The sequence below is a fragment of the Phocaeicola salanitronis DSM 18170 genome, from assembly GCF_000190575.1.
GTDB lineage: Bacteria > Bacteroidota > Bacteroidia > Bacteroidales > Bacteroidaceae > Phocaeicola > Phocaeicola salanitronis.
Window position 1 is genome coordinate 3,482,308 of the sequence record NC_015164.1, and the last position, 15,398, is coordinate 3,497,705.

Here is a 15,398-nt window from a genome sequence, read left to right on the forward strand (position 1 = left end):
ATAATTAATAGTTAATAGTTTAATGTGCTAATAGACAATGTTGCAATGTGCTATGCTAATAGGCAATGTGGCAATGTGCTAATAAACAATGCACATTCTCTCACATTAGCACATTCTCACATTAGCACATTCTCACATTAGCACATTTGCACATTATTCAAATACGTTTCCATGTCCTTGTCCCCTCGTCCCGATACGGTGAGCACCACGATGTCTTCGGGGCGGAAACTGACCTTCTCCAGTGCGCCCAATGCGTGTGCCGATTCCAGTGCGGGGATGATGCCTTCCAGACGGGTCAGTTCGTAGGCGGCACGGATGGCTTCGTCATCGTTGATGGCGAGCACCGTGGCACGGTGTTGTGTGGCAAGGTTGGCGTGCAGGGGACCGATACCCGGATAGTCCAGCCCTGCCGATACCGAGTAGGGTTCCAGGATTTGTCCGTCTTCGTCTTGCATCACGAGGGTTTTCGCTCCGTGTATGATGCCCAGCCGTCCCAGTTGGATGGTGGCGGCAGAGTATCCCGAATGGATGCCCTTTCCGCCTGCTTCGGCGAGTACGATTTTCACCTTGTCGTTGTTCAGGTAATGATAGACGGTGCCGGCGGCGTTGCTTCCTCCGCCCACGCACGCTATCAGATAGTCGGGATAATCACGTCCCTCGTGCTCCATCAGTTGTTTTTTGATTTCTTCGCTGATGACCGATTGCAGGCGTGCCACCATGTCGGGGTAAGGATGAGGCCCTACGGTAGAACCTATCACGTAGTATGTGTCTTCGGGGTGGCAGCACCAGTCGCGTATGGCTTCATTGGTGGCATCCTTCAGGGTTTTGTTTCCCGAGGTGACCGGGCGCACTTCGGCTCCCAGCATCTTCATTTTTTCCACGTTGATGTGCTGGCGTGCCACATCGGTTTCGCCCATATACACCACGCATTCCATGTTCATCAGTGCGCAGACCGTAGCGGTCGCTACTCCGTGCTGTCCGGCTCCGGTTTCGGCGATGATGCGTTTCTTTCCCATTCGCCGTGCCAGCAGCACTTGCCCGATGGCGTTGTTTATCTTGTGTGCGCCTGTATGGTTCAGGTCCTCCCGTTTCAGGTAAATCTTGCATCCGTATTTCTCCGAAAGCCGGTTGGCAAGATACAGGGGAGAGGGACGTCCCACGTAGTCGCGCAACAATTGGGCGAACTCTTGCTTGAAATCATCGCTATCCAATACCCGTAGGTACGCGTCTTTCAGTTCGGTCACGCACCGGTGAAGAATTTCGGGGATGTATGCTCCGCCGAAATTTCCATAATACCCGTTTGAGTCTACTTGATACTTTTTCCGATTCATATTTTGATTGTTTAAGTTATTGCCAATGGGGATAAAAACAAAAAAGGCTGTCGTAAGAACGACAGCCTTTTTTGTATGCCTTGATAAATGATTGTTGGTTATGAGAACAGACAGATACACACGGACTGGGTTAGCTTACGACTTTGGGAGTAGTAAGTAACGCCACCAACGATATGTATTTGTCATTACTGAGTTCATGAGTTTTTTGTTATGTTTCTGTTTAATTCGGGAGCAAATATAGCGATAATTTTTGAAGATGCAAACAAAATGGAATTTTTTTTGTTCTATATCCATAGAAGTTTATTTGTATAAACAAGAAAAAACAACTATCTTCGTAGTACATATATAAAAGGAGAAAATTATGAAATTATTCGGTTATTCAGTAGTGAGCAGCCTGTGCGCATTGGTAATGGGCGTTTTGCTGGTAATGTGGCCCGAGGCCGCAGTGATTTATCTGGTAATAACGGTAGGGGTGCTGTTCCTTTTGCCGGGCTTGTATGGCATATTCGCCTATTTGGCTTCGCGCCGTCAGGCAGAAAGCGGAAGGGCTTTTCCCGTTGTAGCGTTGGGCAGTGCCCTGTTGGGGTTATGGCTCATTGTCATGCCCGATTTCTTTGTCGGCACCCTGATGTATGTGCTGGGTGCATTGCTGGTGTTCGGAGGCGTCAGCCAGCTGATGAATTTTATTTCCATACGGAAGCTCACGGGTACGGTTCCGGGCATATTCTATGTCCTTCCGGTTCTGCTCCTGCTGGCTGGCATCCTGATTCTGGTCAACCCCTTCGAAGCGGCAAAAGTTCCTTTCATTGTCCTCGGCGTATCTTCCATCGTCTATGGCCTGACCGACCTCTTCCGCATCATCCGCTACCGGCAAAAGAAAGAGGCGGGGATAACGGATGTGGAGGTGATAGACGAGTGAAGGGGATGAACCGCGAATAAGCTTAGAAGCTGTTTTGAATTTATCGTGCGATGATTTGGGATGAGTTTTTGAGGCATTTCCGCTTGTGTGATGAGGAAGATAGCGGGCTATCTGACGAAGAACAGAAGCGGAAAGGACCAAAAAAATCGCCCAAAGCACATACGAAAACGGAAACATCAAGACGAGAAAAACTTTTTGGAGAAATTCAAAACAGTTTCTAAATACGGATTTTGCATGGAAGAAATGCAGAATTCCCCGAAAACTGCACGAAAATGATGCAAAATCTGTGTTCCAACGCTTGTTGGCATACTTATTTCCAAGATAATCCTTGGAACATTTAGCTTTGCGGCTGGGCAATATCAGGTTTCATGCCAGTTTAGATATACTGAAACTTTAGTTTTATCCTGCTGAAACTTTTGTTTAAATGCACTGAAACTAAAGTTTCAGTATATCTAAATCGGGTATGAAACTTGTCGCCTTCCCTCATTCAGTCTTTCTTCCAGTTATATTCATGCTTATATAGGTCGTATTCCGGCTCGTTTGTTACACCGTGACGCTTGAATACCTTGCGCACGAAGTCTTGTGCTTGGGGCGTGAAAGGCCGTTCGTGCCGCTTCAGGCGGTAGAACATGTTCTTTCCGAAGCTGTAGAGCAGGTCGTTTTTGATAGCGACGGCATCTTCATGAACCAGCTTGTCGAACATCTTGCTCCAGCCATACGCGTATTTCACGGGCGTATCGTCTATAAACTCGGTACATTTCTTTCCGGTCAGTTTCCGGTTCGGATTGAGCACGCGCACGTAAAGCGTGTCTTCCGGAATGAACTTTGAAGCCTGATAGCGCAGGCATTTGTCCGCCCTTTTACATTGGGCGTTGAGGCACAGCCCGAAGTTTTTCGGGACGCTGTTATAATCCAATTCGTTAATCATTCGTGTATTTTTCGGTTAGTCAGGCATAAAGGTAGGCGTTCTTTCCGGCTTATGCAAGTTTTCGGAATTAATTTTTATCTTGCCGCCTGCTTTCTCTTTGCGCGGGGCTTCCCTTTACGTGCCGGAGCTTTGGACTCGTGCCGGATAATCGCGAAGTGTCTAATTTTTTGACACCTACTGTCTAATTATTTGACACTTCTTGAAATATTAAAATATGTAACTTGTTATAAACGAACGGTTTGGCTTTTTGGCACGGTATTTGCTTGTGTTTGGATAGAAATCTAAAACAAATAATATGAAACACGATTACAGTATGACATTGCGCATCTTTGTACTATCGCTTTTAGCAGGATGCTTTTTGCCGGGCTTTGCCCAGCATATCATTAAAGGAATTGTTACCGATAAAGGGAATGTTCCGCTTTCGGGAGCGACTTGTGCGGTTTATGCTTCCGATTCGGTGTTGGTATCCGGGAGCATGGCGGACGAGAAAGGAAAATTTGCCTTGAAAGGCATTGCACCGGGCGATTATGTCCTGCAAGTGTCTTTTGTCGGTTATCAGAACATGCGCATAGCGATAGAAAATCTGGCGGAAGATGTTGATTTGGGAACGATTGTCTTGCAAGACGATGCGCAGGTGTTGGGCGAAGTAAGCGTAGTGGGTTCTGCCCGAAAGTACAATGTAGACAGGCAGGTCTTGATTCCTACCCAATCCCAAGTGACCATTTCCAACAATGCGTGGACCTTGATGCAGAACATGCAGCTTGCCCGTATCCGGGTGAATCCGGTGACCAATGACATCACGACGTATGAAGGAGATAAGGTCATTCTTCAAATCAACGGGGTAAGCGTGCCGAAAGAAGAAGTTATCGCCTTGCGTGCCCAAGATATCGTGCGGGTGGAATATACCGAGAATCCGGGTGCACGCTATCAGGCGGGAGCCTTGGTCAACTATGTGGTGAAGGAACGCAAGCAAGGCGGGTATGTTTCGGCGGAAGGTTTCCAGAACCTTTCTTCATTGGGCATCAAGCGGTATAGCCTGAACTCCAGCTATAACTGGAAGAAGTCGCAATTGGGCGTAATAGTAGGTTATGAGGAGATGCGTTCCAAGTGGACGAGGGAGAATGAATACCGATACCAGCTTCCCGATTATAGTTTTGTGCGCAAGGAGGAGGGGATGCCTACAAAATACAAAGACCAGACTTTGAATGCTACCTTAAAATACACGCTCTACGAAGCGGACAAATATCAGTTTAATGCCACGTTCCGGAACAAGTACAACAATGTACCGAACCAGTTTTCCGACAGGAAAGGGTATGTGACGGATTCGTACACGGGTGAACGCACTTTCCTTCAGGATTACTCCCAATGGAAAGAAAACTCCTCTTCGCTGGACTTGTATTTCCAGCGCAACCTGAAGAATAAGCAATTCCTTTTATTTAATGTAGTGGGTACATACATCGGTTCGGATAATACCCACCGGTATCAGGAGGATGATGAGAGCGGTCAGGTCTTGTCGGATATTTATTCGAAAATCGATGGGAAGAAATATTCGTTTATCGCCGAAGCCGTGTATGAGGGGAGCAATAAGCATAGTAAGTGGAGTGTAGGAGCACATCATAACCAAAGCTATACAGATAATGCGTATACGGGTGATGTGGTTTCGGACGTGAACCTGCGCTATATGGAATCGTATGTCTTTGCCGATTACCGGTATGCGTATAAGAAGTTCAGTGCTTCCGTTGGGCTGAACGGGAAGTATATCCGCTATAGCCAGAAAGGGGGGAAAGACAAGAATTTCTATTTCGAGCCCCGCCTGCAATTGCAATACCTCTTTACCGATAACCTGATGTTGCGCTATAATGCACGGATTTCATCGTATGCTCCTTCGCTTTCTTCCTTGAATGATACGGAACAGGAGGTGGATATGTGGCAAGTGACACGGGGAAACCCCAACCTTTCCACTTACCAGCGTTACCGTCAGGAGTTATTGTTTTCTTACAATAACCGGTATTTTGGCATAGACATAGTGGGGCGCTATTTCTATGATGATAATCCGATTATGACCAGCCTGTTTTATGAGGACGGGAAGATCGTATCGATGGACGAGAACCACCGGAATATGCACCGGTTGGTGTTCGAGCCTACGTTGAACCTGCATCCCTTTGGTGAATATATTTCCTTGAGCGTTACTCCGGGAATGAACCGGTATATCGTTAATGGCAATTCGTATGTGCACACTTATACGCACTGGTATGTATTTGCTTCGTTAGTAGCCAGCTACAAACGCTGGTTCCTGAATGCATCGATGAATACCCGGTTCAATTCGTTGAGCGGAGAGGTCATTACGTATGGCGAAGCCTTCCACCAAATCGCTTTGGGCTATAATGCCAAGCGGTGGAACGTAACAGCAGGTGTGATGCTTCCTTTCACCAAAGAATATTCCCAAGCTTCCCGAAACCTTTCGGAGATAGCTTCCAGCTATTCGAAGGTATCTACCAAGAGCCTTTCACACCTGTTTTTTATTTCGGCATCGGTCAATCTCGATTTCGGAACGAAGTATAAGGCGGGCAAGCAGAAGCGTTCCAACTCGGATACCGATTCGGGCATCTTGTCCGGCTCGAAGCGGGGAATGGATTGACAGACTTGGATGGTCGGATAAACGCATATAGATGGGATGTCCGATGCAACCGTATGTGTGTGGCTCCGCACCTATATGTCCTGCCCGATGGAGTCCTATGCCTCCGCCTATGCATAAAAAGTCGTGGGTTTTGGATAAATAATCCACCTTGGATAAGCAGGAAATGCGTATCTTCGCAGAAAAGAAATGAAATGATGAAAACACAGACTTTAGGAATGCGAATGATGCTGATGGCGGGGGCGGTGATAGGATGCCTCGCCTTGAGCCTGCCGGCTTTCGGGCAAGGGACAAGAAAAAAGAATTTGCTCGGAGAGACCGATGAGGCTTTCTTCCGTACCGAGGATGCCCGGCGCATCGGAGAGCAAGTATTGATTTACCAGCGGTGCACCGGGGGCTGGCCCAAGAATATCGACATGGCACGCCGGATGACGGATGCCGAAAGGGAACAGGTGCTGAAGGATAAGGAAAGGCGTGACGACTCGACCATCGACAATCATGCCACCACGATGCAGATGGACTTTCTGGCACGCCTGTATCAGGCTACGGGCGATGTGCGGTACCGTGATGCGTTCCGTGCGGGAGTGGACTATCTGCTTTCGGGACAATATGAGAACGGTGGCTGGCCTCAGTTCTGGCCCGTGATGCGCGATTATCAGCCCCATATTACCTTTAACGATGATGCCATCGTAAACTTGTTGGAACTCTGGCAGAAGCTGATGGCGGGGGAAGCCCCTTACGGCGGGGACTTATTAAATAAGGAGTATCAGGGTAAGTTGCACGATTCTTTCGAGAAAGGCATCGGGTGTATTCTGGATTGCCAGATAAAGACGGACGGGGAGCTGACCGTATGGTGCCAGCAACACGATGAGCATACGCTGGAGCCTGCTTCGGCACGGGCATACGAATTGCCTTCGTATTGCTCGCAAGAGAGTGCTGCCATCGTGCGCTTGTTGATGAGCCTTCCCCATCCGGATAAGCGGGTGAAGCGGGCGGTGCATCATGCGATGAAATGGTTTGATACGTATAAACTGACGGGATACCGTGTGGAACGCATCCGGGAAGGACGCCGTGTCTTGGATACACGCTTGGTGAAAGACAGCCTTGCCGGTCCGATATGGGCACGTTTTTACGACCTGAAGTATTGCGAGCCTTATGTGTGTGACCGGGACGGAATACCCCGCCGGCACTTGGAATACCTCGGTCCGGAACGCCGGAACGGATATAGCTGGTACAATAGCCGTCCGGCAGAACTTTTCGAACTTTACGATAAGTGGGCAGACCGGTATGACAAGGCGCATAAGGTGCAGGTTAGTCTGAAAACGAAAGGTGCCAACGAGAACGGGACGATAGATATGTTCCGCCGTCCGGAAGTGGACCGTTCGGCTTTCGATGTCATCGTAAAGCCGGGCGACAGCATCCAGCTGGCTATCGAAAAGGCGCCTGAAAAGCCGGAGACTCCTTTTAAGATATTGGTGCTGAACGGCACGTATAACCAGAAAGTGATTATCGACCGTCCGAACATCGTGCTGGTGGGCGAGAACCGGGACAGCACCGTGCTGGTGCTGGCAGAGACCGCCAAGACCCGGAAGATAACCGAGTATCACGGCAAGCCCGTGGGGAACGGGGTTATCGTCTTGCAGGAAGGGGCGGACGATTGTGTGATAAGCGGCATGACGGTGTATAATAATTATGGTACGACCCTCGAGAAGACCACGACCCATCAGATGGCGATTTACGGACGGGGCACGCGGACGATTGTTATCAATTGTAATGTATGGGCGGACGGGAACGACGCGCTTTCCCTTTGGGCGCCCGAGAGTGGAGGCATGTATTATCATGCCGACCTTTACCTGCGTTGTCCGGGTGTAGACTTCCTTTGCCCGCGCGGGTGGTGTTATGCAACCCGGTGCCGGTTCTATGGAGACAGCCGTGCGATGATTTGGCATGACGGCAGGGGAGACAAGAGCAAGAAGCTGGTCATCACGAACTCGTCTTTTGATGCCAAGAGCCCTACCGCTTTGGGGAGGTATCATCACGATTCGCAATTCTTCCTGATAAACTGCACGCTTTCGAAGAATGTGCTGAACGAGAACATCGGCTATGCTTATTCGGACAAAGTGCTCGACCCTTGCCCGTGGGGGCAACGCACCTATTACAGTAATTGTACGCGCGAGGGCGGACATTCCGGCTGGCTGGATGATAACCTGGACAAGGCAGAAGGCGCTCCCGCCTTTTATGGCATTACGGCAAAGTGGACATTCGGAGGCAAATGGGACCCGGAGAAGCGCATCCGGGATTTGTGGAATGTGCTGGCTTATTAGAATGAAGAATTAAGAATGAAGAATAAAGGACGCCACCCATTCTTCATTCTTAATTCTTTATTCTTCATTAAAAAAATGCTTTGCTTCTTTCTTGATTCAAATAAAATTCGTACATTTGCACGCAATAAAATCTAAAGTGTTTTTACCCTATGTCATTTATTGCAGATAAAGTAGTAATGGACGGATTGACATACGATGATGTGTTGTTGATTCCGGCTTATTCAGAAGTATTACCCAAGACAGTCGAGCTCTCGACTAAGTTCTCACGCAACATTGAATTGAAAATCCCGTTCGTAACGGCGGCGATGGATACCGTGACCGAGGCGCAAATGGCGATTGCCATCGCACGCGAAGGAGGTATCGGCGTTATCCACAAGAACATGCCTATCGAAGAACAGGCTCGTCAGGTGGCTATCGTGAAACGTGCCGAGAACGGTATGATTTATGATCCGGTAACGATTAAGCGTGGTTCTACCGTAAAGGATGCGCTGGGCATTATGGCGGAATATAAGATTGGCGGTATCCCTGTAGTGGATGACGAAAACTATCTGGTAGGTATCGTGACCAACCGTGACCTTCGTTTCGAACGCGACATGAGCAAGCATATCGATGAAGTGATGACCAAGGAGAACATCGTGACGACTGCTCCGGGCACGGATATGGAGACCGCATCGGAAATTCTTCAGAGAAACAAAATCGAGAAATTGCCGGTGGTAGACGAGAACGGCAAGCTGATCGGACTGATTACCTATAAGGACATCACGAAGGCGAAGGACAAACCGATGGCTTGCAAGGACTCGAAAGGCCGTTTGCGTGTAGCTGCGGGCGTAGGGGTGACCAATGACACCCTTCAGCGTATGGAAGCTTTGGTAAAGGCGGGTGCCGATGCCATTGTGATTGATACAGCCCATGGCCATTCGAAATACGTGATTGAAAAGCTGAAGGAAGCCAAGAAGGCGTTCCCCGATATTGACATTGTCGTAGGAAACATCGCTACGGGCGAGGCCGCTAAAGCCTTGGTAGAAGCTGGTGCCGATGCTGTAAAAGTAGGTATCGGTCCGGGGTCTATCTGTACGACCCGTGTGGTAGCGGGAGTCGGCGTACCTCAGTTAAGTGCCGTTTACGATGTAGCGAAGGCGTTGGAAGGTACAGGCGTGCCTTTGATTGCAGACGGTGGCTTGCGCTATTCGGGCGATATCGTGAAGGCTTTGGCAGCTGGCGGATACAGTGTGATGATTGGTTCGCTGGTAGCGGGTACCGAAGAGTCGCCGGGTGATACGATTATCTTCAATGGACGTAAGTTTAAGTCTTATCGTGGTATGGGTTCGCTGGAAGCCATGGAAAACGGCTCGAAAGACCGTTACTTCCAAAGCACGACAACCGATGTGAAGAAGTTGGTTCCGGAAGGCATTTCGGGACGTGTTCCTTACAAAGGTACCTTGTATGAAGTGATTTACCAGCTGGTTGGCGGTTTGCGTTCGGGTATGGGGTATTGCGGTGCCCATAACATTATGGAATTGCACAACGCGAAGTTTACCCGTATCACCAATGCCGGTGTATTGGAAAGCCATCCGCACGATGTGACCATCACGAGCGAGGCTCCTAATTATAGCCGTCCGGTATAAGGATAAGATGAATCTGATTATACTTTGTCATTCTGAGTACCTGCTTCCCATGAAGCAGGGTCATTCAGAATGACAATGTTTTTATAAATCGTATAAAGCATGGACCGATTCCGATACCTTCTTTTTTCCGTTTTCCCCTTATTTTTCATTTCGGGCGCTTATGCCGGTAATATGGATGAAGACCTGATGCGGTTGAAAGTCGCTGATGCCGAGCGTTGCGGATGGGATACACTTCCGAAGTTCCGGCATTATTGCAGGGCGATGGAAGGAAAGGTGTGGAAGGAGTTGATGGTGGATGCCGGCGGGATGGATTCTTTGCTTCATGCATTGTATCGGGAAAGCGTGGAGCGGTATTCGGTGAAAGGTTGGGTAAAGCTGGAAGAGATTTCGGTACGTCTTTCCCAGCATGCTGCGAAAAGGGAAGTGGCAGAAGCATGCCAGAGGATGGATTCTATTTATGCGTGTTTGCAACAGGGGGGGTCTTTTGATGCGTTTATAAAAGAGCATACGGTGCCTGTATGGCGTCCCGTAGCCGGGTTGTTGCAAGAATTTTCCTCTCGGCTGGAGCGGCTGGAGAAAGGAACTTATACCACACCGTTTTTGTCTCCGTTAGGTGTACATATCATCCGGTTGGCAGACCGTAAACCGGCGGTGAGTTATGAAGAGGCGTATCCTTATCTGAGCATTTATGCAGAGCGGTTGGGAAGACGTAACCCGGCGTTAAAGCAAGGCTTGTATGCCCAGTGGGCGGCAGGACATGTGGAGGATGGTTTTCTGGAGAAACGCTTGCGGGAGGTCAAAGACCGTTTGCTGGTTGAGTGGTGGGATCGCCGTCATCCGTTGCCTGTTCCTGATGAACGCGATTTGGAAACTTATTTTGAAGCGCATAAAGGGGAGTATGCATGGGAGTTTCCGCATTATAAAGGGGCGGTTATCCGGTGTCAGAACAAGAAAATGGCTTCGCGTATCCGTAAATGCTTGAAGAAACTTCCGCAAGCCCAATGGGAAGAGGCATTTCGGATTTGGAAAGAAGCAAATCCCGAAGCGGATGCCGTGATAGAAGTAGGCTTGTTTCAGATAGGAAAGAATGCGTATGTGGATAAATTGGCATTCGAATGCGGAGAGTTTCCGCATGATGTCCGTTATCCGTATGTGTGCGTAATGGGCAAGCGTTTGAAGAAAGGTCCGGAAGATTTTAGGGATGTGCGGAAACAGGTAGAGAAGGATTATTACCGGGTGCAGATTATGGAACAAATCGGAAAATCAAGGCAGGAAAGTCTGAAATTATCCGGTATGACATATAAAAACCGTTAATTGTAGCGGTAGTAATTAATTAATGATGTATCTTCGTTCGCCAATTCAGACGAAAACGCTCCATGGATAAACTGATTATCTTGCTTATGGGATTGCTCCTTTTGAACGGATGTACGCATTCGGTCAACCATCAAGGGAAAACTCCGTTGGTGGAGGTTGATGATGCTTTCTTGTATAAAGAAGATGTGGATGCGGCTTTGCCGGTAGGCATTCACGGTAAGGATAGCATGCGGTTTGCCGAAGAATATATCCGGAATTGGGTAGAGGACGTGTTGCTTTACGGGAAAGCGGAAGGCAATATTCCGGATAATGAAAAGATAGACCGTCAGGTGGAGGCATACCGGCGCGCATTGATTATGCATACGTATCAGGAAGAATTGGTAAGGCAGAAGTTGGGGAACGAGGTGACAGAGGCGGAGATAGCGGCTTATTACCAGTCGCATGCCGGACAATTTCAGGCGGAACAGCCTTATATACAGGGATTGTTCGTGAAAGTTCCGCTTCAGACACGGAACCTGAACCGTGTGCGGAATTTGTATAAACAGAATACGCAAGACGCTATCGACGGGCTGGAGAAATTCAGCATCGCCCATGCCGTGAGTTATGATTACTTTTACGACCGTTGGCGTCCGGTATCGGAGTTTGTGTCGAAGCTGCCGTTGGAGGCTTTGGAAACAGACGCGGATTATTTGAGGCGGAATAAGGATGTAGAAGTACGTGATACGGCATATTGCTATTTCCTGCATGTGGAACGGTTTTTGCCTAAAGGTGACCCGCTTCCGCTGGAATATGCAAAAAATGAAATTAGGGAAATGATAATCAATCTGAAGCGTGTAGAATTTATCAATCAAATGAAACGTGATTTGTATAGAGAGGCTTCAGAGAATAATGATATAATTTATTATAAACCGGACAATGAGTAAGTTTAGATTGATGAAATGTTATGTATGCCTGCTTCTTTCGCTGGCAGGAGTGTCCGTTTTTGCTCAGGACAATGTCATCGATGAAGTGGTTTGGGTGGTAGGCGATGAAGCCATCTTGAAGTCGGATGTAGAAAACGAGCGGTTGAATGCACAATATGAGAACCGGCATTTCGATGGTGACCCTTATTGTGTGATACCTGAAGAACTGGCGGTACAGAAGCTTTTTCTGCATCAGGCAGAACTGGATAGTATCATCGTTTCCGATCAGGAGGTGATTCAGCAGGTAGAACAACGGATTTCGTGGCTGACCGAACAGATTGGTTCCAGGGAGAAAATGGAAGAATATTATAATAAGACCTATACGCAGATACGCGAGATGTTGCGTGAAAACATCCGTGACGGATTGACGGTACAGCAGATGCAACAGGAAATTGTAGGGGACATTAAGCTGACTCCGGCTGAGGTGCGCAATTATTTCAATAAATTGCCACAAGACAGCATCCCGTTTGTGCCCACGCAAGTGGAGGTGCAGATTATAACGCAAGAACCTAAGATTCCGGAAACGGAAATAGAACGGGTGAAGGCGCAATTGCGTGAATATGCCGACCGTGTGAACAAGGGCGAGACTTCTTTCTCTACATTAGCCCGTTTTTATTCGGAAGATCCCGGAACGGCACGCCGAGGAGGTGAAGGCGGATTTACGGGACGGGGCGAATTGGTTCCGGAGTTTGCCAATGTGGTGTTTAATCTGACAGATACGAAGAAAGTTTCCAAAGTGTTTGAAACGGAATTCGGCTTCCATATCGCCCAATTGATAGAAAAGCGGGGCGACCGTGTAAACTACCGCCATATCTTGTTGCGTCCGAAAGTAGACCAGAAAGCCATTGATGCTTCATTGGCGCGTTTGGATTCGATAGCCGATGATATCCGGAAAGAGAAGTTTTCTTTCGACGATGCGGCTACATGGATTTCGCAAGATAAGGATACGCGCAACAATCACGGATTACTTGCCAATCCCCAGTCGAACACTTCCCGTTTCGAGATGCAACAGTTGGCAGGCTTAATCTCGCAGGATGTGGCAAAGGTGGTAGAAGGCATGCAAATCGGCGAGATTTCGAAACCTTTTACGATGATTAATTCGAAAGGGAAACAAGTCTGTGCCATTGTAAAGTTGAAGAACCGGATTGACGGGCATAAGGCTACTATTACAGAAGATTACCAGCGTTTGAAGAGTATGGTGACCGCCAAGCGAAGCGAAGAGAAACTTCAGAAATGGATTGTAGACAAGCAGAAGAATACGTATGTACGCATCAATCCTAACTGGCGGAAATGTGATTTCAAATATCCGGGATGGATTAAACAATGATACGGCTACGTAAATGATGCAGAAAGGAAGAAATAAAAGACATACGTTCAACGGGCATAGGGCACTCTTGGTGTGTGCCTTATGCCTTTTCGGCTTTTGTCTGTTGGCGCAGAAACCGGTTCAGAAGCAAGCTATTTCTCATGCGAATGATTCGGTGTCTCAAAAACAGCCGGAGCCTAAGAAGCAGCAGGCTAAAAGCAAGGTGTACCTGATTCATTCGGACGTGTTGCGTAAAGATTCCCGTCACCCCGATGCACAAGTGGTGGTGGGTAATGTCGTATTCCGTCACGATAGTGTGTACATGTATTGCGACAGCGCATACTATTATGACCAAATTAGTTCGTTCGAAGCGTTCAGTAATGTGAAGATGAATCAGGGCGATACGCTTTTCCTGTATGGCGACAGGTTGTATTATGACGGGAATACGCAGATAGCCGAAGTGCGGATGAATGTGCGGATGGAAAACCGGAACACTACGTTGTTGACGGATAGCCTGAATTATGACCGGGTGTATAACCTGGGCTATTATTTCGACGGGGGAACCTTGATGGATGAGCAGAACGTATTGACTTCGGACTGGGGGCAATACAGTCCGAGCACCAAACAATCGGTATTCAATTACGATGTCCAGTTGGTCAACCCGCAATTTACCCTTACTTCAGATACATTGGAATACAATACTGCGACTAAAATTGCGAATATTGTAGGGCCTTCGGATATCGATAGTGACGAGAATCACATTTATTCGGAACTGGGCACGTATAATACCGTTACGGGGAAGGCTTATTTGTATAACCGCTCGGTGCTGACCAATGACGGGAAACAGTTGACCGGAGATACGCTTTATTATGACCGCGATGCAGGTACAGGCGAAGCTTTCCGCAATATGGTGATGACTGACACCGTCAACAAGAACATGATGACGGGCGAATATGGTTTTTATAACGAGAAAACCAAGTTTGCGTTTGCTACCGATAAGGCAGTAGGCATCGATTATTCGCAGGGGGATAGCTTGTTCTTGCATGGAGACACTTTGATGATGCGTACCTTTTATTTAGATACCGATACGATGTTCCGTGAAATGCAGGCTTTTCATAAGGTGCGCTTCTACCGTACCGATGTGCAAGGAGTGGCGGACTCGTTGGTGTTTTCTTCCAAAGACAGTTGCCTGACGATGTATCGGGACCCGATTCTTTGGAACGAGAACCAGCAGTTGGTAGGTGAGAAGATTTGCATTTACATGAATGACAGTACCATCGATTGGGCACATATCATTAATCAGGCTTTGTCGGTAGAGGAACTGGATTCTACGATGTATAATCAGGTGACGGGAAAAGAAATGAAGGCTTATTTCCGGGGCGGAGAGATGCATAAGACCGAAGTAATCGGGTCGGTGCGTCTGGTTTATTATCCCATGGATTCGGACAGCACCCTGATTGGGATGAATGTGTCTGAAACCAGCAAGCTGGAAGTGTATCTGGAGAACCGGAAAATCGAACGGATGGTAATGAGTCCGCAATCGAACGGGACGTTGTATCCCATGCTCCAGATACCTAAGGGGAAAGATAAATTAGATAACTTTGTATGGTTCGATTATATACGTCCGTTGAATAAGGAAGATATATTCGACTGGCGGGAGAAAAAGGCGGAAGACCAGTTGAAGAAGAATGTCCGCGGACCGGTAGAATTGCCTAATCAGCATTTGTTTGAAAATAAAAAGGAGGAATAGCGTATGGGACTGTTTACGATGAGGAAGCCGCGCGCGTATCACCACGAATACATTTATGTGGATGAACGGAAAGAAAAGTTGCAGAAGGTGGAAGAAAATGCCAAGCGTGATTTAGGCATGCTTCCTCCGAAAGAATTTTCGCCCGAAGACATTCGGGGAAAGTTTATCGAGGGAACAACTCACTTAAAGCGCAGGAAAGAAAGCGGACGCAAACCGCTGAGTTATGGAGCGCTTTTCGTGGGCATCGTCGTGTTGCTTTTTATTTTGCATTATTTGGTTACAGGTGAGTTTTCGTTTTAAGAGA

Annotated in this window: 12 protein-coding genes; 10 read left to right on the top strand and 2 right to left on the bottom strand. The window is 47.9% G+C overall.

Annotation, left to right across the window (positions count from 1 at the left end):
• Positions 1-137: 137 nt before the first annotated feature.
• Positions 138-1,331 (bottom strand): tryptophan synthase subunit beta, encoded by a 1,194-nt coding sequence (gene trpB / locus BACSA_RS14890; protein ID WP_013618859.1) that lies wholly within the window; start codon positions 1,329-1,331, stop codon positions 138-140.
• A gap of 361 nt (positions 1,332-1,692) precedes the next feature.
• Between trpB and BACSA_RS14895 the strand changes: the two genes are divergently transcribed.
• Entirely contained in the window at positions 1,693-2,250 is a 558-nt protein-coding gene (locus tag BACSA_RS14895) for an HdeD family acid-resistance protein (protein WP_013618860.1), read from the top strand.
• 50 nt (positions 2,251-2,300) lie between these two features.
• Positions 2,301-2,471 (top strand): hypothetical protein, encoded by a 171-nt coding sequence (locus BACSA_RS20280; protein WP_169311461.1) that lies wholly within the window; start codon positions 2,301-2,303, stop codon positions 2,469-2,471.
• 266 nt (positions 2,472-2,737) lie between these two features.
• Here BACSA_RS20280 and BACSA_RS14900 read toward each other — a convergent pair whose 3' ends face one another.
• The gene (locus tag BACSA_RS14900) at positions 2,738-3,178 is read right to left on the bottom strand and encodes a DUF6078 family protein (protein ID WP_013618861.1); all 441 of its coding nucleotides are present in this window, start codon (positions 3,176-3,178) and stop codon (positions 2,738-2,740) included.
• 295 nt (positions 3,179-3,473) lie between these two features.
• Here BACSA_RS14900 and BACSA_RS14905 point away from each other — a divergent pair, with 295 nt between their 5' ends.
• The 8 genes from BACSA_RS14905 to BACSA_RS14940 all read left to right on the top strand — a co-directional run bounded on the left by BACSA_RS14905 (position 3,474) and on the right by BACSA_RS14940 (position 15,394).
• Positions 3,474-5,816 carry a TonB-dependent receptor gene (locus BACSA_RS14905; protein WP_013618862.1) on the top strand — a complete coding sequence of 781 codons (2,343 nt, stop codon included), beginning with the start codon at positions 3,474-3,476 and terminating at the stop codon, positions 5,814-5,816.
• Between the two features lie 194 nt (positions 5,817-6,010).
• A complete protein-coding gene (gene pelA / locus BACSA_RS14910) occupies positions 6,011-8,137 on the top strand; it encodes a pectate lyase (protein WP_013618863.1) in 2,127 nt (708 codons plus the stop codon).
• A gap of 149 nt (positions 8,138-8,286) precedes the next feature.
• Entirely contained in the window at positions 8,287-9,762 is a 1,476-nt protein-coding gene (gene guaB / locus BACSA_RS14915) for an IMP dehydrogenase (RefSeq protein WP_013618864.1), read from the top strand.
• A gap of 99 nt (positions 9,763-9,861) precedes the next feature.
• Positions 9,862-11,076 carry a peptidyl-prolyl cis-trans isomerase gene (locus BACSA_RS14920; RefSeq protein WP_013618865.1) on the top strand — a complete coding sequence of 405 codons (1,215 nt, stop codon included), beginning with the start codon at positions 9,862-9,864 and terminating at the stop codon, positions 11,074-11,076.
• A gap of 62 nt (positions 11,077-11,138) precedes the next feature.
• Positions 11,139-11,999 carry a peptidyl-prolyl cis-trans isomerase gene (locus BACSA_RS14925; protein WP_013618866.1) on the top strand — a complete coding sequence of 287 codons (861 nt, stop codon included), beginning with the start codon at positions 11,139-11,141 and terminating at the stop codon, positions 11,997-11,999.
• On the top strand, positions 11,992-13,365 hold the full coding sequence (locus BACSA_RS14930) for a peptidylprolyl isomerase (RefSeq protein WP_013618867.1): 1,374 nt from the start codon (positions 11,992-11,994) through the stop codon (positions 13,363-13,365). The genes BACSA_RS14925 and BACSA_RS14930 overlap by 8 nt, the downstream gene beginning before the upstream one ends.
• 13 nt (positions 13,366-13,378) lie before the next feature.
• A complete protein-coding gene (locus BACSA_RS14935) occupies positions 13,379-15,094 on the top strand; it encodes an OstA-like protein (RefSeq protein ID WP_041584064.1) in 1,716 nt (571 codons plus the stop codon).
• Between the two features lie 3 nt (positions 15,095-15,097).
• Entirely contained in the window at positions 15,098-15,394 is a 297-nt protein-coding gene (locus tag BACSA_RS14940; protein ID WP_013618869.1) for a hypothetical protein, read from the top strand.
• Positions 15,395-15,398: the final 4 nt, after the last annotated feature.

Excerpts from the sequence above, each read along its gene's own strand:
- BACSA_RS14920 (WP_013618865.1), top strand. The coding sequence starts at position 9,862 with ATGGACCGATTCCGATACCTTCTTTTTTCCGTTTTCCCCTTATTTTTC.
- BACSA_RS14925 (WP_013618866.1), top strand. The coding sequence starts at position 11,139 with ATGGATAAACTGATTATCTTGCTTATGGGATTGCTCCTTTTGAACGGA.
- BACSA_RS14900 (WP_013618861.1), bottom strand. The coding sequence starts at position 3,178 with ATGATTAACGAATTGGATTATAACAGCGTCCCGAAAAACTTCGGGCTG.
- trpB (WP_013618859.1), bottom strand. The coding sequence starts at position 1,331 with ATGAATCGGAAAAAGTATCAAGTAGACTCAAACGGGTATTATGGAAAT.
- BACSA_RS14895 (WP_013618860.1), top strand. The coding sequence starts at position 1,693 with ATGAAATTATTCGGTTATTCAGTAGTGAGCAGCCTGTGCGCATTGGTA.
- guaB (WP_013618864.1), top strand. The coding sequence starts at position 8,287 with ATGTCATTTATTGCAGATAAAGTAGTAATGGACGGATTGACATACGAT.
- pelA (WP_013618863.1), top strand. The coding sequence starts at position 6,011 with ATGAAAACACAGACTTTAGGAATGCGAATGATGCTGATGGCGGGGGCG.
- BACSA_RS14935 (WP_041584064.1), top strand. The coding sequence starts at position 13,379 with ATGATGCAGAAAGGAAGAAATAAAAGACATACGTTCAACGGGCATAGG.
- BACSA_RS14905 (WP_013618862.1), top strand. The coding sequence starts at position 3,474 with ATGAAACACGATTACAGTATGACATTGCGCATCTTTGTACTATCGCTT.
- BACSA_RS20280 (WP_169311461.1), top strand. The coding sequence starts at position 2,301 with ATGATTTGGGATGAGTTTTTGAGGCATTTCCGCTTGTGTGATGAGGAA.
- BACSA_RS14940 (WP_013618869.1), top strand. The coding sequence starts at position 15,098 with ATGGGACTGTTTACGATGAGGAAGCCGCGCGCGTATCACCACGAATAC.
- BACSA_RS14930 (WP_013618867.1), top strand. The coding sequence starts at position 11,992 with ATGAGTAAGTTTAGATTGATGAAATGTTATGTATGCCTGCTTCTTTCG.